This window comes from Rhizobium sp. NZLR1b (assembly GCF_019685155.1).
In the GTDB taxonomy this organism is placed as follows: Bacteria; Pseudomonadota; Alphaproteobacteria; order Rhizobiales; family Rhizobiaceae; genus Rhizobium.
Window position 1 is genome coordinate 141,490 of sequence record NZ_JABDWC010000003.1, and the last position, 25,149, is coordinate 166,638.

Genomic DNA, 25,149 nt, shown 5'->3' on the forward strand with positions numbered 1-25,149 from the left:
GTCGCGCCGGCTTCGGCATTTGACGTATTGTTCGTTCACGCTTATCGCAATTCCTTCTTTTTATTGACGTCTATCTCGTCTAGGCTTCTTTCGTCTTTTTCTAATAATAAGGGTGGTGCATGGCAGGGGAAACGGTTCTTGTCGTCGGCGGCGCCGGCTATATCGGCTCGCATACGTGCCTCGATCTGGCGAACAAGGGCTATAAGCCTGTCGTCTTCGATAATTTTTCGAACGGCCACCGCGAGTTCGTCAAATGGGGGCCGGCCGAGGAAGGCGATATTCGCGATCGCGCCCGGCTGGATGAGGTGCTGGCCAAGCACAAGCCGGCGGCGATCCTGCATTTTGCGGCGCTGATCGAGGTCGGCGAATCGGTGAAAGATCCGGTCTCCTTCTACGAAAACAATGTGGTCGGCACTTTGACGCTGTTGTCGGCGGCGCAGGCGGCCGGCATCAACGCCTTCGTCTTCTCCTCCACCTGCGCGACCTACGGTCTGCCACAGAGCGTGCCGCTCGACGAAACCCACCGGCAGGTGCCGATCAATCCCTACGGGCGGACGAAATATATCGTCGAGCAGGCGCTTGCCGACTACGATCAATACAGAAGCCTGCGCTCGGTGGTGCTGCGCTATTTCAATGCGGCCGGTGCCGATTTCGAAGGCCGGATCGGCGAGTGGCACCAGCCTGAGACGCATGCGATACCGCTGGCGATCGACGCGGCACTTGGCCGCCGCCAGGGCTTCAAGGTGTTCGGCAGCGATTACGAGACCCGCGACGGCACCTGCGTGCGCGACTATATCCACGTGCTGGATCTTGCCGATGCGCATGTGCGCGCCGTCGAATATTTGCTGAAGGGCGGCCAATCCGTTGCGCTGAACCTCGGCACCGGCACCGGAACGACGGTCAGGGAATTGCTCGGCGCGATCGAGGACGTGTCGAACAGGCCTTTCCCTGTCGAGTATATCGGCCGGCGCGAAGGCGATTCGCATACGCTGGTCGCCAACAACGACAAGGCGCGCGACGTGCTCGGCTGGGTGCCGCAGTATGATCTCAGTCAGATCATCCGCTCCGCCTGGAACTGGCATGCAAAAACCAACCAGCATTGAGCCCAGAATTGAGAAGGTTCGCCGGCCGAACATCCTGCTGATCACCGCGGACCAGTGGCGCGGCGATTGCCTGTCGGCCGTCGGTCACCCTTGCGTGAAAACGCCCAATGTCGATGCGCTGGCACGCGAAGGCACGCTCTTCCGGCGGCACTATGCCGGGGCAGCGCCCTGCTCGCCGGCCCGGGCCACGCTCTATACCGGCCTCTACCAGATGAACCATCGCGTCTGCCGCAATGGTTCGCCGCTCGATGCCCGCTTCGACAATCTGGCGCTGGCCGCCCGGCGGGCGGGATACGACCCGACGCTGTTCGGCTATACGGACACGGCGCCCGATCCGCGCGGGATGGATGCAAGCGATCCGCATCTGACGACCTATGAAGGCGTGTTGCCGGGCTTTACCTCACGCCAGCTGCTGCCGGAGCATGAAAGGCAGTGGCTCTCCTGGCTGAGGTCGCGTGGGCATCAGGACGCCGTCAGCCGCGACATCCACATTCCCGTCGGCGCGCGGGCCGGCGACATTTCCGACGCGGCGCCGGCCTATTCCAGCGACGAGACCCAGACGGCCTTCCTGGCCGGCGAGTTTGTTCGCTGGCTCGGCGAACAGGATCGGCCGTGGTTCGCGCATGTCTCGTTCTTGCGGCCGCATCCGCCCTTATCCGTGCCGGAGCCGTTCAACCGGATGTTCAAGCCGGGCGAGGGGCCGGCCTTTGCGCGTGCGGAAAACCGCGAGGCGGAACAGGACGCTCATCCCTATCTCGCTTATGCCATGCGGAGTTCTGACAAAGGCAATTTTATCCGCGGAGCAACGGGGCTGCTCAGCGGCTGGAGCGGCGAGGATTTCGCCGCGATCCGGGCGATCTATTACGGCATGATATCAGAGGTCGATGCGCAGCTCGGCCGGATCTGGCAGGCGCTGAAGGATGCGGGCGCCTGGGACGATACGCTTATCGTCTTCACCTCCGACCATGCCGAGATGGCGGGTGATCACTGGACGCTCGGGAAGGGCGGCTTTTTCGACGGCAGCTACCAAATTCCGCTTGTCATTCGCGATCCCGCAAGCGGTGCAGCGGGCCGGGTCGCCGACGAATTCACCAGTGCCGCGGATATTTTTCCGACCCTTTGCCAAAAGCTCGGCATCGACGCGAAGAACGGCCTCGACGGCCGGTCGCTGATGCCGTTTGTCGACGGCGGGAGCGGGCAGGGCTGGCGGGACGCGGCATTCTGGGAATTCGATTTCCGCGATATCGCCGCGGGCGAGGCGGAGCGGCATTTCGGGCTGAAATCCAATCAATGCAATCTCGCAGTAATCCGCGATGCGCGGTTCAAATATGTGCATTTTGCCGGCTTGCCGCCGCTGCTCTTCAATCTCAGCGACGATCCGATGGAGCTCGACAATGTCGCGGCGGATCCGGCCTATGCGGCGATACGGCTCGAGTATGCCGAAAGGCTGCTGTCGCTCCGGGCGCGGCATCTCGATCAGACGCTCGCCTATACCGAGCTGACGGAAAAAGGGCCGGTGACGCGCCGGCCCTGATAGAGCTTTGTCTTCATGCCATTCCGGACGCAAACCGTGCGTGGAACCGCTTGTTGTTTACCCGAGATAATCGCGCTTGCCGATCGGCGCACCCTGGTTGCGCAGGATGGCGTGGGCGGTGGTGACGTGGAAATAGAAATTCGGGAGGGCGAAGGCGGTGACATATTCATCGCCCGGAAGCACGATGCCGCTCTTGCCCGGCAGGGTGATTTCACGCGTTTCCGTGCCCTCCAGCGCCTCCTGGGAGAAGCTGGCGAGATAGGCTTCGGTCTTTGCCAGCCGTTCGCGCAGCTCATCGAACGTCTTCTCATTGTCCTCGAACTTCGGGGCGTCTGTGGCGGTCAGCCGGGCGAGGGTGAATTTGGCGCTGTCGCTGGCGCGCTGATACTGGCCGGAGAGCGGCAGCATATCGGGCGCAAGGCGCGCGGCGACCAAGATGGCGGGATCGATTTTCTTTTCCTCTGCGTAGGCTTCGGCCTTGTCGAGATAGGTTTTCAGGCTGGCGAGGCCGCGCTGGAACATCGGAACGGTGAGGCGATAGATCGAAATGGACATTTGTCCTGTCTCCAAAATCTTTAAATGACCGGCCGCGTCGAGGATATCGAAGACGCCTGCGGCCGCGGTCTTGTCTTCGAGCCTTCCATAGATGGAGGCGGCGTTGGTCTTTCACAACAGAGGCAATGCGGGCGCTGATGGTGACGTCCGCGGCATTGCGCCTTCATCTATATCTCGTCGCCGCGAAAGAGGCTTGACGTCGTTCCCAGAAAATGGAATGAATATTCCGAAGAGCAAATTTTACGGTTTGTTTGTTCCGTTTTACACGGGACACCGCGGGAGAGGCGGCGAGAAAATTGCGGCTCCAGGGCAATGCCCGGAGCTCCGGCGTGAGGAGGGTGCAGCCGGGCACCGCTTTGTGGAGGAAGTGAAAATGAAAAAGTTTATCCTGGGCACTGCGATGGCGCTCGTCATGTCGACGGCGGTCCACGCGGAAACCGTCGGCGTTTCGATGGCGAAATTCGACGACAACTTTCTGACCGTTCTGCGCAACGGCATGACCGATTATGCGAAGACGCTGAGCGGTGTGACGCTGCAGGTCGAAGACGCGCAGAACGACGTTTCCAAGCAGCAGAGCCAGATCCAGAATTTCATCGCCTCCAAGGTCGATGCAATCATCGTCAACCCTGTCGATACCGATGCGACCACGGCGATGTCGAAGCTCGCCGCCGATGCCGGCATCCCGCTGGTTTACGTCAACCGCCAGCCGGTCAATGTCGATACGCTGCCGGAAAAGCAGGCCTTCGTCGCCTCCAACGAGCAGGAATCCGGCACGCTGGAAACCAAGGAAGTCTGCCGTATCCTCGGCGGCAAGGGCAAGGCCATCGTCATGATGGGCGAGCTTTCCAACCAGGCTGCGCGCATGCGCACCCAGGACGTCCATGACGTCATCAAGACCGATGAATGCAAGGGTCTGGTGATCGTCGAAGAGCAGACCGCGAACTGGGATCGCACCCAGGGCGCCGACCTGATGGCCAACTGGCTCTCCAGCGGCATCGAATTCGACGCCGTCATCTCCAACAACGATGAAATGGCGATCGGCGCCATCCAGGCGCTGAAGGCGGCCGGCAAGGACATGACCAAGGTCGTCATCGGCGGCGTTGACGCCACGCAGGACGCGCTTGCCGCCATGCAGGCAGGTGATCTCGACGTCACCGTGTTCCAGGATGCCGCCGGCCAGGGCAAGGGCTCGCTCGATGCGGCGCTGAAGCTCGCCAAGGGCGAAAAGATCGACAAGAAGGTCTATATTCCCTTCCAGCTCGTCACGCCTGCCAACGTCAAGGACTTCGTCACCAAGAACTGAGACGAGTGCCAACAGGATGCGGGCAAAGCCCGCATCCTTTCCGCCTGTCCGTATCCGGAGGAGATGATATGGCCGTCAGCCCGACAACCATGGCCGCCGTGCGTGCGAGCGGTGCAGTTCCCAATGCGGAATATCTGTTGAGCGCCGAGGGCGTTCGCAAGGAATTTCCGGGTGTCGTCGCCCTCGACGACGTGCAGTTCCGGCTGAAGCGCGCCTCGGTGCATGCGCTGATGGGCGAAAACGGCGCCGGCAAATCGACGCTGATGAAGATCCTCGCCGGCATCTACATCCCCGACAAGGGCGATATTCGCCTGAAAGGGATCGAGATCCAGCTGAAATCTCCGCTCGACGCGCTGGAGAACGGCATTGCCATGATCCATCAGGAACTGAACCTGATGCCGTTCATGACGGTCGCAGAAAATATCTGGATCCGCCGCGAACCGAAGAACCGCTTCGGCTTCATCGATCACGGCGTGATGCATCGCATGACCGAAGAGCTGTTTACCCGGCTCAATATCGCGATCGATCCCGATATCGAGGTCCGGCACCTCTCGGTCGCCAACCGGCAGATGGTCGAGATCGCCAAGGCGGTTTCCTATAATTCCGACGTGCTGATCATGGACGAGCCGACCTCGGCGCTGACCGAGCGCGAGGTCGAGCATCTTTTCCGCATCATCCGCGACCTCAGGGCCCAGGGCATCGGCATCGTCTACATCACCCACAAGATGAACGAGCTTTTCGAGATCGCCGACGAGTTCTCCGTTTTCCGTGACGGCCGATATATCGGCACGCATGCCTCGACCGATGTTACCCGCGACGACATCATCCGCATGATGGTCGGGCGCGAGATCACCCAGATGTTTCCCAAGGAAGAGGTGCCGATCGGCGAGGTCATGCTCTCCGTCAAGGATCTCTGTCTCAAGGGGGTGTTTCGCGACGTCTCCTTCGATGTGAGAGCCGGCGAAATACTCGGTGTGGCCGGCCTTGTCGGCTCCGGGCGGTCGAATGTCGCCGAAACGCTGTTCGGCGTGACGCCGGCAAGCTCCGGCTCGATCGAACTCTACGGCAAGCCGGTGACGATTTCTTCGCCGACCGAGGCCATCCGCCACCAGATGGCGTTCCTCACCGAAGACCGCAAGGACACCGGCTGTCTGCTGATCCTCGATATTCTCGAGAACATGCAGATCGCCGTGCTCCAGGACAGATACGTCAAGGGCGGCTTCGTGCAGCAGGGGGCGCTCGAGGCGACCTGCGAAGACATGGCAAAAAAACTCCGGGTGAAAACGCCTAACCTTTACGAGCGGGTGGAAAATCTTTCGGGCGGCAATCAGCAGAAGGTGCTGATCGGGCGCTGGCTGCTGACCAATCCGCGGATCCTCATTCTCGACGAGCCGACGCGTGGCATCGATGTCGGCGCCAAGGCGGAAATCCACCGGCTGGTCACCGAGATGGCGCGAAACGGCGTCGCAGTCATCATGATTTCGTCCGAGATGCCTGAGGTTCTCGGGATGAGCGACCGCATTATGGTCATGCATGAGGGGCGCGTGACCGGGTTCCTCAATCGCGATGAAGCAACGCAGATCAAGGTGATGGAGCTGGCCGCGCAGTGATGCGCCGCCCGCGATCGCCCAAGGGAGGTTTGACATGACTACCAAGGCAGCAGAGGGAGCGGCTCCGCTCGCAACCCGGCAAAGGCGGCGGCGTTTACCGACCGAGCTGAGCATTTTCCTGGTGCTCGTCGGCATCGCGCTCATCTATGAAGCGCTCGGCTGGATGTTCATCGGCCAAAGCTTCCTGATGAATTCGCAGCGCCTGACGATCATGATCCTGCAGGTCTCCGTCATCGGCATCATCGCCGTCGGCGTCACGCAGGTCATCATCACCGGCGGCATCGATCTTTCCTCGGGCTCGGTCGTCGGCATGACGGCGATGATCGCGACAAGTTTCGCCCAGTCGTCGACCTGGGGGCGGGCCGTCTTCCCCTCGCTGACTGACTTGCCGGCTGTCGTGCCCATCCTCGTCGGCCTGCTGATCGGGGCGGCGGCGGGTCTGGCGAACGGCGCGCTTATCGCCTACACGAAAATCCCGCCGTTCATCGCAACGCTCGGCATGTTCGTTTCGGCCCGCGGTGTCGCGAAGTGGTATACGAAGGGACAGCCGGTTTCCGGGATCACCGAGCAGTTTCACTTCATCGGAACCAAAGCCTGGCCGGTCGTCGTCTTCCTGGTCGTTGCGCTGATCTTTCACATCGCGCTGCGCTACACCCGCTATGGAAAGTTCACCTATGCCATCGGCGCCAACCCGCAGGCGGCGCGCGTTTCCGGCATCAATATCGAGGCGCATCTCGTCAAGGTCTATGTGATTGCCGGATTGCTTGCCGGCCTTGCCGGTATCGTCACGGCGGCACGCGCGGAAACCGCACAGGCAAGCATGGGCGTCGGCTATGAACTCGATGCGATCGCCGCGACCGTCATCGGCGGCACCTCGCTCACCGGCGGCGTCGGGCGCATCACCGGCACGGTCATCGGCACCATCATCCTCGGCGTCATGACCTCCGGCTTCACCTTCCTCAGGATCGACGCCTATTACCAGGAGATCGTCAAGGGTCTGATCATCGTCGCGGCTGTGGTCATCGACGTCTACAGACAGAAGAAGCGCCGCAAGCACTGATCTCAGATGATGCGATCCGATGGTTTTTGCGGGGGCTTCGGCCCCCGTTCCGTTTTTGGCGCGTGAAGACGGAATTTATAAAAAAGAGGTGGCGAATTCCGTCAGCTTTTCTATTCTGGTCTTCATTCTCGCCCGATCGGGCAGCGCAGGAAGATAGATGCAATTCGTATTTGACGGTCACAACGACGTTCTCCTTCGACTTTGGACACATTCAAAAGACGGTAGCGACCCGATTGCGGAATTCGCAGACGGCACGACCGTCGGCCATATCGATGCGCACCGGGCCAAAAAGGGCGGACTTTCGGGCGGTCTCTGCGCCATCTATATTCCCTCGGGCGATCTCGTCTTCGCCGATCCTGATGCCGATGGCCGTTACATCACGCCGATGGCGGCCCCTCTTGATCCGCTGCCTTCCCTTGCCATTGCCAATGAAATGGCGGCGATCGCGCTGCGGCTCGACCAGGCGGGTGCTTGGCGGCTCTGCCGGACGGTGAAGGATATCCGCGGCGCCATGGTCGACGATATTTTCGCCGCCGTCCTACACATGGAAGGCTGCGAGGCGATCGGCGCCGATCTTTCGGCGCTTGAAGTGTTTTATGCGGCGGGGCTGCGGTCGCTCGGGCCAGTCTGGAGCCGGCACAATGTCTTCGGCTACGGCGTGCCCTTCGCCTTTCCGATGTCGCCGGACACGGCACCCGGCCTGACCGACGCCGGTTTCGCTTTGGTGAGGGAATGCAATCGCCTCGGTATCCTGATTGATCTTGCCCATATCACCGAGAAGGGGTTCTGGGACATAGCGAAGACGACGGACCAGCCGCTGGTCGCCAGCCATTCCAACGCCCATGCGCTGACGCCGGTCGCGCGCAATCTGACGGACAGGCAGCTCGATGCAATCCGCGAAAGCCGCGGGCTCGTCGGCATCAACTATGCCACCGCCATGCTGCGTCCCGATGGGCGTTCGGACGGCGATACGCCGCTTGCCGACATGATCCGCCACATCGACTATCTGGTGAACCGCATCGGCATCGACTGCGTGGGCCTCGGATCGGACTTCGACGGCGCCACTATTCCTGAGGAAATCGGCGATGCAGCGGGCAATCAGAAGCTGATTGCCGCTCTCAGGGAGGTTGGTTATGCTGAGGCTGACCTGACCAAACTCGCCCGTGAAAACTGGCTTCGCATTCTGGCAAAGGCTTGGCGGGAAGACCGTGCCTAAGCCTTTCGTATCCAATCAAAAAACAAGGGGAACGGACCATGATGATCACCAAGCTCAGCCGCAATTTCCGACTGCTTTCCGCGGGAGCGGCACTTTCGCTGCTGATGATGGCAGCACCCGCCGCCTTCGCCGAGACGCCCAAGGATACGCTGGTCGAGGGTTTCGCCATTGATGACATCATCACGATGGATCCGGGCGAGGCGTTCGAGCTCTCGACCGCCGAAGTTACCACCAACAGCTACAGCCTGCTCGTCCGTCTCGACATGGACGATACATCCAAGGTGAAGGGCGATCTGGCCGACAGCTGGAGTGTTTCCGATGACGGTCTGACCTATACGTTCAAGCTGAAATCGGGCCTGAAATTCGCCTCCGGCAACCCGATCACCGCCGGAGACGTCGCCTGGTCGTTCGAGCGCGCCGTCAAGCTCGACAAAAGCCCAGCCTTCATCCTCACCCAATTCGGCCTGACCGGCGACAACGTTACGGAAAAAGCCAAAGCGGCCGATGCCGGCACCTTCGTGTTCACCGTCGACAAGGCCTATGCGCCGAGCTTCGTGCTCAACTGCCTGACGGCAACGGTCGCTTCCGTCGTCGACAAGAAGCTGGTGATGGAGCATGTGAAGGCGGTGACGCCCGATGCCGAGCACAAATACGACAGCGATTTCGGCAATGAGTGGCTGAAGACCGGCTATGCCGGCTCCGGCGCCTATAAGCTGCGCGAATGGCGCGCCAATGAAGTGGTCGTTCTGGAACGCAACGACAATTATTACGGCGACAAGGCAAAGCTCAACCGCGTCATCTACCGCTATATGAAGGAAAGTGCTGCGCAGCGGCTGGCGCTCGAAGCCGGCGACATCGATATCGCCCGCAACCTCGAGCCTGGCGACATCGACGCCGTTTCGAAGAATGCCGACCTCGCAACGACGAGTGCGCCGAAGGGCACGATCTATTATGTCAGCCTGAACAACAAGAACGAGAATCTGAAGAAGCCGGAAGTCCAGGAAGCCTTCAAGTATCTGGTCGACTATGATGCGATCGGCGCAACTTTGATCAAGGGAATCGGCGAAATCCATCAGACCTTCCTGCCGAAGGGCCAGCTCGGCGCGCTCGACGAAAATCCCTACAAGCTCGATGTCGCCAAGGCCAAGGAACTGCTCGCCAAGGCAGGCGTACCGGACGGTTTCTCGATCACCATGGACGTGCGCAACACTCAGCCGGTGACCGGTATCGCCGAATCCATGCAGCAGACGCTGGCGCAGGCCGGCGTGAAGATGGAAATCATTCCGGGCGACGGCAAGCAGACGCTGACCAAATACCGCGCCCGCACTCACGACATGTATATCGGCCAATGGGGGTCGGACTATTTCGACCCGAATTCCAATGCCGATACCTTTACCGGCAATCCCGACAATTCCGATGCCGGCACGGTGAAGACGCTCGCATGGCGCAATACCTGGGAAGCGCCGGAACTCGACAAGCAAGCCAAGGCAGCGCTTCTGGAACGCGACGCTGCAAAGCGCGCCGCCATATATCAGGATATCCAGAAGAAATATCTTGAAAACAGCCCCTTTGTCTTCATCTTCCAGCAGACCGAGGTGGCCGGCTACCGCAAAAGCGTGAAGGACTTCAAGCTGGGTCCGAGCTTCGACACCAATTTCGTCGGTCCGATCGCCAAGGAATAGTCCGGCAGGATTGGCCGCTTGAGCACCGTCGAAACGACACAGGCGGCGCGGCCCCGAAAGGGCCGTGCCGGCGCCTTCGCAAAGGCGCTGGGGCGGTTCCTGTTTGCCGCCGTCACCACCTATTTCGGCCTTCTGGCCGTCACCTTCTTCATCGGCCGCGTTGTGCCGATCGATCCCGTGCTCGCCATTCTCGGCGATCGCGCCCCCACCCATGTCGTCGAGCGCGTGCGCGAGGAGATGGGCTTCAACCTGCCGCTCTATCAGCAGTTCTTCATCTATATCAAAGGCATACTGTCCGGCGATTTCGGTAATTCGGTGCTGACGACCAATCCGGTCATGGTCGATATCCGCCGTGTCCTGCCGGCAACCATCGAACTCGCGACACTCGGAACGCTCATCGGCGCCTTCGTCGGCGTGCCGCTCGGCGTTCTCGCCGCCGTGCGGCGCGGCAGCATCGCCGACCAGGTCGTGCGCGTCGTCGGCCTGATCGGTTATTCGGTGCCGATCTTCTGGCTGGCGCTGATTTCGCTCGTCATCTTCTATGCGCGGCTGCGCTGGGTGGCGTTTCCCGGCCGCATCGACATCGTCTTCGAATACACGTTCACGCCGATCACAGGCTTGTATCTGCTGGACAGTGCCTGGCAGGGGCAATGGGATGTGTTTTACGATGTCTTCCGCCACATCATCCTGCCTGCATCGCTGCTCGGCTATTTCTCGCTCGCCTATATCAGCCGCATGACGCGCAGCTTCATGCTGAACGAGCTTTCCCAGGAATATATCGTTGCCGCGCGTGCCAAGGGGCTTTCGGAAACGCGGGTGATCTGGGGCCATGCGCTGCGCAATGCCGCCGTGCCGTTGGTCACCGTCATCGCGCTTTCCTATGCCGGCCTGCTCGAAGGATCGGTGCTGACCGAGACCGTCTTTTCCTGGCCGGGCATCGGGCTCTACATCACCAATTCGCTGCAGAACGCCGACATGAATGCCGTGCTCGGCGGGACGATCGTCATCGGCACGGTCTTCATCGGCATCAACCTTCTGTCCGATCTTCTCTACCGGACACTCGACCCGAGGACGCGAAACCGATGACGGTTCCCGCCAGCCCATCCCAGCCGATGAGCCGCCGCGAATGGCTGCTTTCCGACCGGCCGCAATCGCGCATGCAGGCACGGCTCGGCCGCGCCTACGTCACCTGGCGGCAGTTCACGGCCAACAGGCTCGCCGTCGTCGGCCTGCTGATCATCATCGCGCTGCTTTTCATCGCCGCTTTTGCCGATTTGCTCGCCACGCACAATCCCGTCGTTGGCGATCTGCGCAACGCCCGTCTGCTGCCGCCCGGAACGGGGGAATTCCTGCTCGGCACTGATGACCAGGGCCGCGACATCTATTCGCGGCTGATTTATGGATCGCGATTGACGCTGTTCGTCATCGTGCTCGTCGCGGTCATCTCGGCGCCGATCGGTCTGATCGTCGGCACGGTATCGGGTTATGCCGGAGGCTGGGTCGATGCGACGCTGATGCGCATCACCGATATTTTCCTTGCCTTCCCGAAGCTGGTGCTGGCGCTCGCCTTCGTTGCCGCGCTCGGTCCCGGCATTCAGAACGCGATCATCGCCATCGCCATCACATCCTGGCCGCCCTATGCCCGCATCGCCCGCGCCGAGACGCTGACGGTCCGGCGGTCCGATTATATCTCGGCGGTGAAGCTGATGGGCGCCTCGCCGTTCCGCATCATCCTGCGCCATGTCATGCCGCTCTGCATTTCCTCGCTGATCGTGCGCGTGACGCTCGACATGGCGGGCATCATCCTGACCGCCGCCGGTCTCGGTTTTCTCGGCCTCGGGGCGCAGCCGCCGCTGCCGGAATGGGGGGCGATGATTGCCTCGGGACGGCGCTTCATCCTCGATCAATGGTGGGTCGCGGCGATGCCCGGCATCGCCATCCTCATCGTCAGCCTCGGCTTCAATCTGCTTGGCGACGGCCTGCGCGACGCGCTCGATCCGAAGGAAAGCGGCCAATGACGACACTTCTGACGGTTGATAAGCTCAAGGTCAGCTACCCCACGCGCACCGGCGTGATCGAGGCCGTGCGCGGCGTCTCCTTCACGCTCGGCAAGGAAAGACTCGGCATCGTCGGCGAATCCGGTTCCGGCAAATCGCAGACCGGCAGGGCGATCATGGGGCTGACGCCGAAACATGCTATCGTCACGGCCGACCGGCTGGATTTCAACGGCATCGACCTGATCGAGGCTTCCGCCGGCGAAAGACGCAGGCTGCGCGGCAAGCGCATCGCCATGATCCTGCAGGATCCGAAATATTCGCTCGATCCGGTCATGACCATCGGGCGGCAGATCTGCGAAACGCTGCGTACTCATGAGAGGGTCGGCAAGGCGGAGGCGCGCGAGCGCGCGCTCGCCATGCTGGAAGCGGTGCAGATCCGCGATCCGAAACGTGTCTTCGACCTGCATCCGCACGAGGTTTCGGGCGGCATGGGGCAGCGGGCGATGATCGCCATGATGCTGATTGCCGGGCCTGAATTGCTGATTGCCGATGAGCCGACCTCGGCGCTCGACGTGACGGTGCAGCTCGACGTGCTGAGAATCATGGACAGGCTGGTGGCGGAGCGCGGCATGGGGCTGATCTTCGTTTCCCACGATCTGAGGTTGGTCTCGTCCTTCTGCGACCGGGTCATCGTCATGTATGCCGGAAAGATCGTCGAGGAGCTCGCGGCCGCCGATCTCAAACATGCGCAGCATCCCTATACGAAGGGATTGCTGAATTGTATGCCCGAGATCGGCCAGAGCCGTCATCCGCTGCCGGTGCTCGATCGCAGGCCGGAGTGGGCGGCATGAGCGCCGCTCTTGAGGCCGAAAATCTCAGCGTCGTCTACGATCAATTCCACGCGCTGAAGGATGTCAGCGTCACGGTCGAGCGCGGCGAATCCTTCGGTCTCGTCGGCGAGTCCGGCTCGGGAAAATCGACTTTGCTGAGGGCCGTGGCCGGGCTGGCGCCGATCAGCGGCGGGGCGATCAACATCGACGGCGAAGCGTTGAAGGGCTCGAAACGCAGTAAAATCTTCTACCGCCGCGTGCAAATGGTCTTCCAGGACCCGTATGGTTCGCTACATCCGCGCCAGACGATCGACCGGCTCCTGCTCGAGCCGCTGGCGATTCACGGCATCGACGACGGCGAGGCGCGTATCGCCCGCGCGCTCGACGAGGTCGGCCTTGGCAACGGCTTCCGTTTCCGCTACCCGCACCAGCTCTCCGGCGGCCAGCGGCAGCGTGTGGCGATTGCTCGGGCATTGATCGTCGAACCGTCGATCCTGCTGCTCGACGAGCCGACCTCGGCGCTCGACGCCTCGGTGCAGGCCGAGGTGCTGAATCTCTTGGAGCAGATCCGACGCGACCGCAAGTTGACATTCGTGATGGTGAGCCACGATCTCGGCGTCATCACCCATATGTGCGAAAGGTTGGCCGTGATGCGCAACGGCACTGTCGTCGAACGGTTGAGTTCGGAAGAACTGGCAAGCGGCGCGGTTCGGGAGGACTACACGAAAAATTTGATGATCGCCAGCAAGGGGTTTGTCAAAGCCTGAAAGACAATCTTTTCAACCCGTTGAAAAGAAGGGGTCAGGGTCGGCGTTAAGGATAAGACTTCCCTAAAAGACGACCATTCAACTAGACTATTGACAGTTGCCCTGCTTCTGTCATGATCCTGTTAACGATTGTTAGCTTTCGTGATCGATGGAGGTTGAGGCATGTTCTTTCTCGGCGGGATGACCATGGGCTACCTAGATCCTCCGGTCAAAGCCGATCGCAGGGAACAGATTTCGGTATCTCTTCCCGCGGAAAAGGACCGCCGGCTGATCGACACGTCTTCCAATTCGCCGCAAAGCGAGAACGCCGTCGAGCGCTCGTTGATCTGGGCATGGCGCGTACTCTGCTAAAATGGCGGGCTGCTAAAAGGACTGGTTGAATTTTCTCCTCCGTTCGCGCTGGACGGAATTTTATCTCTACCTACTTGATAGAGAAAATACGAATATCAACGCGAGCCGCACAACCGGCCGCACGAAAACAACGGAGGCGACATATGGCAGATCTGGGTATTTCGCATGCTCACGTGAACCAGTATGGTTCCATCCCGGCCAAGAAGGTGCTCACCACGCGCCATAGGCTTCAGACGCTGCTTCATGGAGCGATCTTCACCGCGGCATTCCTGTTCGTCGTCGCCATGGTTTGCGGGGTCGTCGGGTAATCGGCAAATGGCAGGCGCCGGTGATGCCGGCAGCTGCGGGCGGTTTTCGCCCTTATTGAATTCCGGAACATCTCATTCGGCGTTCTCCCGACACTCGAATGTCAAAGGCGAGTTGCCATAAGGGGGCATCTTTCTCTGGTTGATCGAAGCCGATCCCATCATCATTCTTCCGTCCTTCTTTCATTCATCGAAAACGGCCGCATCGACCTTGTTGGTGCGACCGGAATCGATGAGTTCCTGCCTGCCGGCACCTTAGTGCCGGCATTTTTGAGCCTACCGCCCAGATCAGCTCGCTGAGGGTGGCCGGTGCTTTTTGACTTGAATTATTTCGATACTGTCCAAATTTTCGACATGGCTTTCGCGGAGAGGTATCGATGGTCCCAATACCCGTCGGGCCGCGTCCTTTGCCAGAGCTCAGCCCGTTGCATAGCTTGGCCCAAGTGTCGTTCACCCCGGCTTCATCGATCTTTGAAGAATGGGGCTCCGTTCATGTAGCAGTCATGATAAGCAGTGCAAAAGGCTGCGCAAAACAGCCATAACTTCGTTTGGATCCAGAACCGAACCCATGTCTATTTCCAATCTTTCTCCGAGCCTTCCGCGCGAACCCGAGATTAAGCAGATCGATCATAACGATTCGATCCGCTCGACCTATCTTGCCATCGAGGACATCAAGGCGATGGGCGATGCGGTCGCCCGCAACGGCGTCGACCAGCTGCCGGCTTTCGCCCCATTCGATTTCTTCGCGCGCCATAAGGAAAACGAGAAGGAAATTCTGCGCGTCTACCGGACCACGGCGACCGACGTCGAAGCAGGCGAGACGATCACGCCGGCGGCAGAATGGTTGCTGGACAATCATTATATCGTCGAAGAGGCGATCCAGGAGGTGCGGCGCGACTTCCCCCGCCGCTTCTATCGCGAATTGCCGACCATGGTCGTCGGCGGTGTCGAGGTGCCGCGCACCCTCGTGCTTGCCTGGCTCTACGTCGCCCATACCCATAGCACGATCTCGCAGGAAAGCCTGACGGCGCTGGTCGACGGTTTTCAGGCCAGCGAGACGCTGAGGATCGGCGAACTCTGGGCATTGCCTTCGCTCGTGCGCTACGTGCTCGTGGAAAACCTTCGCCGCATTTCCAGCCGCGTCGAAGCCAGCCGCCGCCTGCGCCGCCGCGCCAACGAGGCGGCCGACGAATTGGTGCGGCTGACCGATCCGGCCGGGGCGGCGGCCTACCTGAAGACGCTGGAACCGCTTGCCGAGGACAATACTTTCTCGACACAGTTCCTCTATCGCCTTCGTGACGGCTCGCAGACGTCGAGTCTCGCCATCACCTGGCTCGACGAGCGGCTGGAAGAACTCGGCCGCAACAGCGAAGAGACGACGACGGCCGAACACAGCCGCCTTTCTTCCGGCAACGTGACGATGGGCAACATCATCCGCAGCCTTCGCGAGATCGACGATGCCGAATGGTCGGTCTGGGTCGAGCAGGTAAGCCATGTCGACAAACTGCTCTGGGAGCATTCCGATTACGGCATCCTCGATTCCGGCTCGCGCAACAAATATCGCAAACAGATCGAAAAGCTGGCCAAACGCTCGCCGCTGACGGAAATGGAAATCGCCCAGCTGGCGCTCGACATGACGGCTGCTGCCAAGGCCTCCGACGAGCCGCAGCCGCATGAACCGAATGTCGGCGGTTTCCTGTCCGGCGCGCAGCGGCCGAAGCTGGAGGCGCGGGCGAATTATCGCCCGACGATCATCCAGCATTTCGTGCGCGCCGTGCGTCGGTTCAACTGGCTGGCAATTGCCGTGCCCGTCATGCTGCTGATGATCATCGCCATGGCGATCGTCGGCCGGTTCATGGCGAATGCCGGCATGGGGGCGATCGAAATCGCCCTGCTGCTGATCATGTTCTCAGTGCCGGCGTCGGAAGGGGCGACGGGTCTCTTCAACACCGTGCTGTCCTTCTTCGTGACGCCGGCGCGCCTCGTCGGATACGAGTTCAAGGAAGGCATTCCGGAGGATGCGCGCACATTGCTCGTCGTGCCCTGCCTGATCTCGAACCGTGACAGCGTCGACGACCACGTGCGCAATCTTGAGGTTCATTATCTTGCCAATCCGCGCGGTGAGCTCTATTTCGCGCTGCTCAGCGATTGGCCGGACAGCGAGGCCGAGGAAACGCCCGCCGATCTCGAGGTTCTCGACTATGCCCGGCGCGAGATCGCCAATCTTTCCGCCCGCTATGCCTATGACGGCAAGACGCGTTTCTATCTGTTGCATCGCCGCCGTCTCTACAATCCCTCCGAAGGCGTCTGGATGGGTTGGGAGCGCAAACGTGGCAAGCTGCACGAGCTGAACATGCTGCTGCGCGGCGACCGCGACACGACCTATCTGCCCGGCGCCAACACCGTGCCGGCCAAGGTGCAATATGTGATGACGCTCGATGCCGATACGCGCCTGATGCGCGATGCCGTCACCAAGCTCGTCGGCAAGCTCTATCATCCGATCAACCGGCCGGTCATCAATCCGAAAACCGGCCGTGTCGAAAGCGGCTATGGCGTGCTGCAGCCGCGCGTCACCCCGTCGCTGACGACGGGCAAGGACGCATCGGTCTTCCAGCGCGTCTTTTCGATCAACCGCGGCCTCGATCCTTACGTCTTCACCGTTTCCGACGTCTATCAGGATCTGGCCGGCGAGGGCACCTTCACCGGCAAGGGCCTTTATCATGTCGATGCCTTCGAGGCGTCGCTGAAGGGTCGGATCGATGAGAACTCCGTGCTCAGCCACGATCTTCTCGAAGGCTCGATGGCGCGTTGCGCCCTCGTCACCGATCTCGAACTGGTTGAGGATTTCCCGATCCGCTACGAGGTCGAGACCTCGCGTCAGCATCGCTGGGCGCGTGGCGACTGGCAGCTGCTGCCCTATATGTTCAATCCGAAATACGGTGTCACGGCACTCGGCCGCTGGAAGATGTTCGACAATCTGCGCCGCTCACTGACGCCGATCGCCTGGTTCTTCGCCTCCGTGCTCGGCTGGTATTTCATGAGCCCGCTCGGCGCACTGATCTGGCAGATTCTGCTGATCTTCTGCCTCTTCGTCGCGCCGACGCTGTCGCTGATCAACGGCATCATTCCGCGCACCAGCGATATCATCGCCCGCGCCCACCTCTATACGGTCTGGTCCGATATCACGGCCGCCAATGCGCAGGTTGCACTGCGTATCGTCTTCATCGCCGATTCGGCCGCCATGATGGCCGATGCGATCGGCCGCTCGCTCTACCGCCTCTTGGTCAGCCGCAAGCTGATGCTGCAGTGGCGGACCGCCGCCAGCGTTCACGCCAGCGGCCAGGGAACGCTGATCTCCTATTACAAAGGGATGTGGCACGCACCGGCGCTGGCGCTGCTGGCGCTTGGGTTTGCAGCCCTCCCCGGCGGCAGCGCCTTCGTCGTCGGCATTCCCTTCGCTCTGTTGTGGATCCTGTCGCCTGTCGTCGCCTGGTATGTCAGCCAGTCGGCAGAGACCGAGGACCGGCTCGAGGTCGCCGATTCGGTGTCGAGCGAACTGCGCAAGATCGCCCGACGCACCTGGCGTTATTTCGAGACCTTCACCACGGCCGAGCAGAACTATCTGCCGCCGGACAATATCCAGGAAACGCCGCATGTGATTGTTGCGGCGCGCACCTCGCCGACCAATATCGGCGTCTATCTGCTCTCGGTCGTTTCCGGCCGGCAATTCGGCTGGTTCTCCTTCGAGGAGACGCTCGAGCGGCTAGAGCAGACGATTTCGACGATCGACAGAATGGAGAAATTCCGCGGCCATCTGTTCAACTGGTATCACACCGATACGCTGCAGACGCTTGGGCCGCGTTATGTCTCGGCCGTCGACAGCGGCAATCTCGCCGGCCATCTGATCGCCATTTCGTCGGCCTGCCGCAACTGGGCCGAGGCGCCGTCCGCTCATATGCAGGGCAACCTCGACGGCGTCGGCGACACAGCCGGCATTCTCGGTGAAGTGCTGGCCGACCTGCCCGACGACCGCAAGACCGTGCGGCCGCTGCGCCGGCGCCTGGAGGAACGCATCGTCGGCTTCCAGAATGCGCTTGCCGCCGTCAAGCGCGAGCATGAATTCGCCTCGATCCGCATCATCAATCTCGCCGTTCTCGCCCGCGACATCGAGAAGCTCGCCGCCAATCTCGACCATGAGGTCAAGTCGAAGCAGAGCGAAGAGGTCACCCAATGGGCGGCCTCCCTGGTGAAGGTCTGTGAGGCGCATATTTCCGACAGCACCTTCGACCTTTCCAAAGTCGATGCGCTGAGGCCGCGCCTGGTGGCACTGCGCGACAAAGCCCGAGATCTGGCGTTCTCGATGGATTTCGGCTTCCTGTTCCGGCCCGAGCGGCGCCTGCTGTCGATCGGCTACCGCGTCGAAAGCGGTGAACTCGACCAGGCCTGCTACGATCTTCTCGCCTCGGAATGTCGCCTGACCAGCCTGTTCGGCATTGCCAAGGGCGATCTGCCAACGGAGCACTGGTATCGCCTCGGCCGCCAGGTCGTTCCTGTGGGGTCGCGCGGCGCGCTGGTCTCCTGGTCCGGCTCGATGTTCGAGTATCTGATGCCGCCGCTGGTCATGCAGGAGCGCGGCGGAGGGATTCTCAACCAGACCAACAATCTGGTCGTCGTCGAACAGATGAATTACGCCCGCAAGCTCGGAATTCCGTGGGGCATCTCGGAAGCGGCCTTCAATGCCCGCGACCATAATCTCAATTATCAGTACACGAATTTCGGCGTGCCGACGCTCGGCCTGAAGCGCGGCCTCGGCCACAATGCCGTCATTGCGCCTTATGCATCGCTGCTCGCCAGCCAGTACGACCCGCCGGCCGCGCTCGAAAATCTGCAGAGGCTGCGCAAGGTCGGTGCGCTCGGCAAGTTCGGCTTCCACGATGCCGTCGACTTCACGCCGACGCGCGTGCCGGAAGGCAAAAAATGCGCTGTGGTCTATAATTATTATGCCCACCATCACGGCATGTCGATCGCCGCCGTCGCCAACGTCGCCTTCAATGGTCATCTGCGCGAGCTCTTCCACGCCGATCCGGTCATCGAGGCAGCGGAGCTTTTGCTGCAGGAAAAGGCGCCGCGCGACATTCCGGTGATGAGCGGCAAGCATGAATCCGACACGCCGGCCAGCATCCAGGACGACCTGCTGCGGCCGGAGATCAGGAAGATCAGCGATCCGGCTTCGCGTGATCGCGAACTCGTGTTCTTGTCGAACGGCCATTATTCGCTGATGCTGACGGCTACGGGCGCCGGTTATTCCCGCTGGAACGGCCTCTCCGTTTCCCGCTGGAAAGCCGATCCGACCGAAGACCGCTGGGGCAGCTTCATCTTCCTGCGCGATACGGCCACGAATGAATGGTGGTCGACGACCTCGGAGCCGAAGGGCGTCGAAGGCGAAAAGATCAAGGTCGAATTCGCCGACGAGAAGGCGCAGTTCACCAAGACGGTCGGCGACCTCACAAGCGAGGTAGAGTGCATTATTGCGACCGAGCATGATGCCGAGGCCCGCCGCGTCACCCTGCTCAACATGGGTGGGGAAGACCGTTTCATCGAAGTCACCTCCTATCTCGAACCGGTGATCACCTCCGACGATACCGACAATGCGCATCCGGCATTTGCCCGGATGTTCGTCAAGACCGAGATCGGCAAGCGCGGCGACGTCATCCGCGCCGAACGCAACAAGCGCGATCCGAACGAACCGAACATCAGCATCGCCCACTTGATCGTCGACAATGCCGGCGACACCCGCCACACGGAATTCGAGACCGACCGGCGCAAATTCATCGGCCGTGGCCGCAGCCTTGCCGATGCGGCAGCCTTCGATCCGGGCGCTACGCTTTCCGGCAGCGACGGCTTCATGCTCGATGCGGTGATGTCGCTGCGTCGCACCGTCCGCGTGCCGGCCGGCAAGAAAGTCAGCGTGATCTTCTGGACGATCGCTGCGCCAAACCGCGACGAAGTCGACAAGGCGGTCAATCGCTACCGTCATCCCGACGCGTTCAACCACGAGTTTGTGCAAGCCTGGACGCGCACGCAGGTGCAGATGCGCCATGTCGGCGTTACCTCGCAGCAGGCAGCGGCCTTCCAGCATCTCGGACGCTACCTCGTCTATCCCGACATGCAGCTGCGCAAGGACGAGGCGACCGTCGAGGCCGGCCTGCAGTCGCAATCGGCGCTTTGGCCGCTGGCGATCTCCGGCGACTTCCCGATCTTCACGCTGCGCATCAACGACGACATGGATCTCGAGATCGCCCGCGAGGCGCTGCTGGCGCAGGAATATCTGCGTTCGCGCGGCGTCACCGCCGATCTCGTCATCATGAACGAACGCGCCTCTTCCTACGCGCAGGATATGCAGCACGCGCTCGACGCAATGTGCGAAAACGTGCGCCGCATGGGCCAGGCCGACGGCTTGCGCCAGCATATCTTTGCTGTTCGCAAGGACCTGATGGAGGAGAGCACCTATCACGCGCTGATTGCGGCTTCCCGCGTCACGCTGCATACGAAGAACGGCAAGGTGGTCGACCAGATCGGCCGCGCCGTGGCGCTGTTTGCGCCCTCCAAGGAGGAGCTGCAGGAGATGGAACGGGCCGAGCGCAACAAGGCCCCGGTCAAGCGTGTTGCGCCGGTGCCGCCGCCTGTCGTGCCCGCCGTCGTCATCGAGGAGGAAGGCGATCTCGACTTCTGGAACGGTATTGGCGGTTTTGCCCGCGATGGACGCGAATATGTCGTTCGGCTGCCCGGAGGTCACGCGACGCCGCAGCCGTGGATCAATGTCATCTCCAATGACAGGTTCGGCTTCCACGTGTCGGCTGAGGGCTCCGGCTTCACCTGGAGCGCCAATTCGCGCGACTATCAGCTGACCTCCTGGTCGAACGATGCGGTGGTCAACCGTTCCGGCGAGGCGTTCTATTTGACCGATCTCGAGAGCGGTGCCGTCATGACGCCGTTCGCAGCGCTTTCCGGCCGGCCGGACATCCGCTTCGAAACCCGTCACGGGCTCGGCTATTCGGTCTTTTCCAGCATTCAGAACGATATCGCTCTCGAGCTGACGCAGACGATCGACCGCGAAAGGCCGGTTAAACTGCAGCGCCTGCGCTTGCGCAACACCGGTTCGACCAGCCGCAAGCTGCGTCTCTACGGTTATGTCGAATGGATCCTCGGCAGCAATGCGGCACGCACGGCACCGTTCATCCTGTCTAGATATGACGAGGAGACTGGGGCGCTGTTTGCCACCAATCCCTACAGCATCGATTATTCCAGCCGCACCGCCTTCTTCGCGGCGAGCGAGGCCCTTTCGAGCTTCTCGGCAAGCCGGCGCGAATTTGTCGGCAAGGCGGGAACGATCCACGCGCCGCAGGCCGTTACCTCCGCCGCCGCCCTTTCCAGCACGGCCGACCTCGACGGTGATCCGGCCGCAGCGCTTGCCATCGACATCGAGCTCGGCGCCGGTGAGGAGCGCGACTTCACCTTCTTCCTCGGCGATACGCCGACGGAGGAAGAAGCGCGCAGAGTCATCGCCGAGATCCGCAAGGCCTCGTTCGACGATGCCGTCGAGGCGAACCGAACCTTCTGGCGGGATTTTACCGGCAGGCTGCAGATATCGACGCCAGATCGTGGAATGAATAATCTCGTCAACACCTGGTTGCCCTATCAGAGCCTCGGCTGCCGCATCATGGCCCGCACGGCCTTCTACCAGGCAAGCGGCGCCTTCGGCTTCCGCGATCAGCTGCAGGACACGCTGGCCTTCGTGCTGCACGAACCCTCCCTCGCCCGCGGGCAGATCCTCAATGCCGCGTCACGCCAATTCCGCGAAGGCGACGTGCAGCATTGGTGGCTGCCCGGAACGGGTGCGGGCGTGCGCACGTTGATCTCGGACGACGTCGTCTGGCTCGCTTACGCGATCCATCATTATTGCAGCGTCACCGGCGATAGGAGCGTGCTCGACGAGCAGATCGCCTTCCTGGAAGGGCCGGCTCTGCTCGAAGGCCAGCACGACTCCTTCTACAGGCCGGAGATTTCCGAGGACAAGGCGAGCGTCTACGAGCACGCGGCGCTGGCGCTCGATCTCGCCATCGCCCGCAAGGGGGCAAACGGCCTGCCGCTGTTCCTTGGCGGCGACTGGAACGACGGGATGAACCGCGTCGGCGTCGGCGGGCGCGGCACCAGCGTCTGGCTCGGCTGGTTCTTGGCGGGCGCATTGCGCTCCTTTATTCCCTATGCCGAAGAGCGCGGCGACACGGCCCGCATAGAGCGCTGGTCGGCGCATCTGATCGAGCTGAAGAAGGCGCTCGAAACTGCGGCCTGGGATGGCGGCTACTATCGCCGCGGCACATTCGACGACGGTGCGCTGCTCGGCTCCAGGGAAAGCCCGGAATGCCGGATCGATTCGATTGCGCAGTCATGGAGCGTGCTGTCGGGCGAGGGTGATCCGGCCCGCGCCGTCACAGCGATGGACGCTGTGCTCGACCAGCTGGTCGACGAGGATGCCCGGATCATCCGGCTGTTCACGCCGCCTTTTGTCAATTCCGCCAGGGATCCCGGCTATATCAAAGCCTATCCGCCGGGGGTGCGCGAAAACGGCGGACAATATACCCACGCCGCAACCTGGGTGGTGATGGCGTTGGCGGAGCTGAAGCGGGGCGATGATGCCTTCCGTTGCTTCCAGATTCTCAACCCGATCACCCACGCGCTCGACAAGGCTTCGGCGGAGCAATACCGGGTCGAACCCTATGTCGTGGCTGCCGACGTCTACGGCCATGAGCCCTATACGTCGCGCGGCGGCTGGACCTGGTATACCGGCTCCGCCGGCTGGCTCTACCGCGCCGCCGTCGAAGGCATCCTCGGCATCCGGCTGAAGCGCGGCCGGCTCTATGTGCGGCCGTCGCTCCCGTCGGAATGGGACGGTTTTGCGGCAGAGGTGGAGCAGGGCGGCGGCAAATACCGCATTTCGGTCTCAAAAGCGTCCAATGACAGCGGCTACACTCTGACGATCAACGGCTGCGAAATCACCGATCCCGAAGAGGGATATCCGCTCGGATAACAGCGTTCTCCACGCTGAAAAACACGGCGATTCGCGGCGGCCAAAAGGGAACCCTTTTGGCCGCCGTCGCGTTTGCAAATCGGATGACAAGGAGACACCCATGGCTAGCACGCCGACCCAAGCCATCGTCACTGGGCGCAGTTCCCTATCCGCCGCCGCGCCAATACGTGATACAAGGCTCGACGTCTTGCGCGGCGTGGCGCTGATCATGATCTTCATCAACCATGTTCCCGGACAGATCTTCGAATATCTGACGACGAAGAATTTCGGTTTTTCCGATGCTGCAGAAGCCTTCGTGCTGATCTCGGGCATTGCCGTCGGCCTTGCCTACGGTTCCGGGTTCCGGCCGGGCAACCGGCTGACGATGGCGATCAAGGCGGTGAAGCGCGCCTTCACGCTCTATCTCGCCCACATGATCACCACCTTCATGACGCTGGCGCTGTTTATCTGCGGCGCGTGGCTGTTTCACCGGCCGGGCTTGCTGGTCGAAATCAACATCCTGGCGGTGCTGATGAACCTGAAGGAAGGCATTCCGGCGTTGCTGCTGCTCGGCCACCAGATCGGCTATAACAATATCCTGCCGATGTACGGCGCGTTGATGTTGATGGTGCCGATCATCCTGCTTTTGAATGCCCGGAGCCCGTTGCTGGCGCTCGGCGTTTCCGGCACGGTCTGGCTGCTTGCGGGCATCTACCAAGTGGCGCCGCACAACATGCTGATCGAAAGCTACTGGTTCCTCAATCCGCTTTCATGGCAGTTCCTGTTTTCGATCGGCATCGTTTCGATGCTGCATATCAAGCGCGGCGGCACCATCCCCCGGCATCGGCTGCTGCTTGCGGCCGCTGCCGGTTACGTCGCGCTGTCCTTTGTCTGGGTGACCGGCCAGCTCTGGGTCTTCGGCAATTCGCTGGCCGCACTTGGCCTGCCGACGGTCATCACCGGTTTCGACAAGACCTTCCTGTCGCTGCCGCGTCTGTTGCACGTGCTGGCACTGACCTATCTGGTCATCAGCATTCCGGCGCTCTCGCGCATTCTGCGCCGTCCTGCAGACCATCCGCTGGCGATCCTCGGCCGCCATTCGCTGAACATTTTCGTCGCCGGCACGATCCTCGCCATGATTGGCCAGGTAGTGCTCTATATTACCAATAAGGATCCGCTGGTCGGTCCGCTCTTGGTGATCGTTGGTATCGCGACGCAATTCGCCTATGCCTATTATCTCGAACGCAAGCGCCAGCAGGGCAAGGTCAAGGCGAAACTGGTCACGGAGCTCGCCAGCGTCCCGGTGCCCGTCCGCATTGGCGGAACGGCCAACGTCTATCGCCGCAACGATCGGAAATAGGCTTTGGATATGCCTGTGAGATGAAGGGAGCTGGCGGCCGATGGCCGCCGGCTTAGTTTTTGTGAACAAGGATGTTCACCAGCTTGCCCAGAGGATCGCGCACATAGAAGCGCCTGACGCCCCAGGGCTCATCGGCCGGGCCGTATTCGATGGGAAAGCCAGCCGCCGACATTGCCTTAAACACGGCGTCGAGGTCGTCGACCTCGATCGAGAGATCCGGTACCGGCGTTCCGGAGCCACCTTCGCTGGCCACGCTGAGTTGAACGGTCATCGAGCGCGGGGCGCCGAACGTCGCGATCCATCCGTGATCCATGATGACGTCAAGACCGAGGATATCCTGATAGAACCGCCGGGCCATGGTGATGTCAGGTGCCTGGACATTGGCAACGATGCGCAGGACCTTCATGGT

General features: G+C 61.4%; 17 protein-coding genes. 15 read left to right on the forward strand and 2 right to left on the reverse strand.

All coding sequences use genetic code 11. The features are described from left to right. The first annotated feature begins 119 nt into the window (after positions 1-119). On the forward strand, positions 120-1,103 hold the full coding sequence (gene galE, locus HJB84_RS05190; RefSeq protein ID WP_207582258.1) for a UDP-glucose 4-epimerase GalE: 984 nt from the start codon (positions 120-122) through the stop codon (positions 1,101-1,103). Then, positions 1,081-2,637 carry an alkaline phosphatase family protein gene (locus HJB84_RS05195; RefSeq protein WP_221115411.1) on the forward strand — a complete coding sequence of 519 codons (1,557 nt, stop codon included), beginning with the start codon at positions 1,081-1,083 and terminating at the stop codon, positions 2,635-2,637. Before galE ends, HJB84_RS05195 begins: the two co-directional genes overlap by 23 nt. Before the next feature lie 57 nt (positions 2,638-2,694). On the opposite strand, the gene HJB84_RS05200 is transcribed toward HJB84_RS05195, so the two are convergent. Next, positions 2,695-3,192 (reverse strand): DUF1993 family protein, encoded by a 498-nt coding sequence (locus HJB84_RS05200; RefSeq protein WP_221115412.1) that lies wholly within the window; start codon positions 3,190-3,192, stop codon positions 2,695-2,697. Positions 3,193-3,565: 373 nt separating this feature from the next. Between HJB84_RS05200 and HJB84_RS05205 the strand changes: the two genes are divergently transcribed. The 13 genes from HJB84_RS05205 to HJB84_RS05265 all read left to right on the forward strand — a co-directional run bounded on the left by HJB84_RS05205 (position 3,566) and on the right by HJB84_RS05265 (position 24,740). Beyond that, the gene (locus HJB84_RS05205) at positions 3,566-4,495 is read left to right on the forward strand and encodes a sugar ABC transporter substrate-binding protein (RefSeq protein ID WP_221115413.1); all 930 of its coding nucleotides are present in this window, start codon (positions 3,566-3,568) and stop codon (positions 4,493-4,495) included. Positions 4,496-4,563: 68 nt separating this feature from the next. After that, positions 4,564-6,105: a sugar ABC transporter ATP-binding protein gene (locus HJB84_RS05210; protein WP_221115414.1), complete on the forward strand. Its 1,542-nt coding sequence runs from the start codon at positions 4,564-4,566 to the stop codon at positions 6,103-6,105. A 34-nt stretch (positions 6,106-6,139) separates the two neighbouring features. After that, the gene (locus HJB84_RS05215) at positions 6,140-7,165 is read left to right on the forward strand and encodes an ABC transporter permease (RefSeq protein WP_221115416.1); all 1,026 of its coding nucleotides are present in this window, start codon (positions 6,140-6,142) and stop codon (positions 7,163-7,165) included. 157 nt (positions 7,166-7,322) lie between these two features. Beyond that, positions 7,323-8,381 (forward strand): dipeptidase, encoded by a 1,059-nt coding sequence (locus HJB84_RS05220; RefSeq protein WP_207582252.1) that lies wholly within the window; start codon positions 7,323-7,325, stop codon positions 8,379-8,381. A gap of 38 nt (positions 8,382-8,419) precedes the next feature. Next, positions 8,420-10,063, forward strand: a complete 1,644-nt coding sequence (locus tag HJB84_RS05225) for an ABC transporter substrate-binding protein (protein WP_207582251.1) — start codon at positions 8,420-8,422, stop codon at positions 10,061-10,063. 18 nt (positions 10,064-10,081) lie between these two features. Continuing rightward, positions 10,082-11,149 (forward strand): ABC transporter permease, encoded by a 1,068-nt coding sequence (locus HJB84_RS05230; RefSeq protein WP_221115417.1) that lies wholly within the window; start codon positions 10,082-10,084, stop codon positions 11,147-11,149. Then, positions 11,146-12,081, forward strand: coding sequence for an ABC transporter permease (locus tag HJB84_RS05235; RefSeq protein ID WP_207582249.1), 936 nt, complete (start codon positions 11,146-11,148; stop codon positions 12,079-12,081). The genes HJB84_RS05230 and HJB84_RS05235 overlap by 4 nt, the downstream gene beginning before the upstream one ends. Then, positions 12,078-12,911, forward strand: coding sequence for an ABC transporter ATP-binding protein (locus HJB84_RS05240; protein WP_207582248.1), 834 nt, complete (start codon positions 12,078-12,080; stop codon positions 12,909-12,911). Before HJB84_RS05235 ends, HJB84_RS05240 begins: the two co-directional genes overlap by 4 nt. Further along, positions 12,908-13,657, forward strand: coding sequence for an ABC transporter ATP-binding protein (locus HJB84_RS05245; protein ID WP_221115418.1), 750 nt, complete (start codon positions 12,908-12,910; stop codon positions 13,655-13,657). The genes HJB84_RS05240 and HJB84_RS05245 overlap by 4 nt, the downstream gene beginning before the upstream one ends. Before the next feature lie 162 nt (positions 13,658-13,819). Continuing rightward, the gene (locus HJB84_RS05250; protein WP_207582246.1) at positions 13,820-14,008 is read left to right on the forward strand and encodes a hypothetical protein; all 189 of its coding nucleotides are present in this window, start codon (positions 13,820-13,822) and stop codon (positions 14,006-14,008) included. Between the two features lie 143 nt (positions 14,009-14,151). Further along, positions 14,152-14,316: a hypothetical protein gene (locus HJB84_RS05255; protein ID WP_007632282.1), complete on the forward strand. Its 165-nt coding sequence runs from the start codon at positions 14,152-14,154 to the stop codon at positions 14,314-14,316. A 565-nt stretch (positions 14,317-14,881) separates the two neighbouring features. Further along, positions 14,882-23,401, forward strand: coding sequence for a GH36-type glycosyl hydrolase domain-containing protein (locus tag HJB84_RS05260; RefSeq protein WP_221115419.1), 8,520 nt, complete (start codon positions 14,882-14,884; stop codon positions 23,399-23,401). Between the two features lie 100 nt (positions 23,402-23,501). Continuing rightward, a complete protein-coding gene (locus HJB84_RS05265) occupies positions 23,502-24,740 on the forward strand; it encodes an OpgC family protein (protein WP_207582244.1) in 1,239 nt (412 codons plus the stop codon). Between the two features lie 52 nt (positions 24,741-24,792). Here the strand turns inward: HJB84_RS05265 and HJB84_RS05270 are convergent, their stop codons facing one another. Beyond that, on the reverse strand, positions 24,793-25,146 hold the full coding sequence (locus tag HJB84_RS05270; protein ID WP_207582243.1) for a VOC family protein: 354 nt from the start codon (positions 25,144-25,146) through the stop codon (positions 24,793-24,795). Between the last annotated feature and the right edge of the window lie 3 nt (positions 25,147-25,149).

What these genes read in the sequence shown, in the direction of transcription:
- HJB84_RS05225 (WP_207582251.1), top strand. Translation starts at nt 8,420, where the DNA reads ATGATGATCACCAAGCTCAGCCGCAATTTCCGACTGCTTTCCGCGGGA.
- HJB84_RS05255 (WP_007632282.1), top strand. Translation starts at nt 14,152, where the DNA reads ATGGCAGATCTGGGTATTTCGCATGCTCACGTGAACCAGTATGGTTCC.
- HJB84_RS05200 (WP_221115412.1), bottom strand. Translation starts at nt 3,192, where the DNA reads ATGTCCATTTCGATCTATCGCCTCACCGTTCCGATGTTCCAGCGCGGC.
- HJB84_RS05215 (WP_221115416.1), top strand. Translation starts at nt 6,140, where the DNA reads ATGACTACCAAGGCAGCAGAGGGAGCGGCTCCGCTCGCAACCCGGCAA.
- HJB84_RS05205 (WP_221115413.1), top strand. Translation starts at nt 3,566, where the DNA reads ATGAAAAAGTTTATCCTGGGCACTGCGATGGCGCTCGTCATGTCGACG.
- HJB84_RS05245 (WP_221115418.1), top strand. Translation starts at nt 12,908, where the DNA reads ATGAGCGCCGCTCTTGAGGCCGAAAATCTCAGCGTCGTCTACGATCAA.
- HJB84_RS05195 (WP_221115411.1), top strand. Translation starts at nt 1,081, where the DNA reads ATGCAAAAACCAACCAGCATTGAGCCCAGAATTGAGAAGGTTCGCCGG.
- galE (WP_207582258.1), top strand. Translation starts at nt 120, where the DNA reads ATGGCAGGGGAAACGGTTCTTGTCGTCGGCGGCGCCGGCTATATCGGC.
- HJB84_RS05240 (WP_207582248.1), top strand. Translation starts at nt 12,078, where the DNA reads ATGACGACACTTCTGACGGTTGATAAGCTCAAGGTCAGCTACCCCACG.
- HJB84_RS05260 (WP_221115419.1), top strand. Translation starts at nt 14,882, where the DNA reads ATGTCTATTTCCAATCTTTCTCCGAGCCTTCCGCGCGAACCCGAGATT.
- HJB84_RS05220 (WP_207582252.1), top strand. Translation starts at nt 7,323, where the DNA reads ATGCAATTCGTATTTGACGGTCACAACGACGTTCTCCTTCGACTTTGG.
- HJB84_RS05235 (WP_207582249.1), top strand. Translation starts at nt 11,146, where the DNA reads ATGACGGTTCCCGCCAGCCCATCCCAGCCGATGAGCCGCCGCGAATGG.
- HJB84_RS05250 (WP_207582246.1), top strand. Translation starts at nt 13,820, where the DNA reads ATGTTCTTTCTCGGCGGGATGACCATGGGCTACCTAGATCCTCCGGTC.
- HJB84_RS05265 (WP_207582244.1), top strand. Translation starts at nt 23,502, where the DNA reads ATGGCTAGCACGCCGACCCAAGCCATCGTCACTGGGCGCAGTTCCCTA.
- HJB84_RS05270 (WP_207582243.1), bottom strand. Translation starts at nt 25,146, where the DNA reads ATGAAGGTCCTGCGCATCGTTGCCAATGTCCAGGCACCTGACATCACC.
- HJB84_RS05210 (WP_221115414.1), top strand. Translation starts at nt 4,564, where the DNA reads ATGGCCGTCAGCCCGACAACCATGGCCGCCGTGCGTGCGAGCGGTGCA.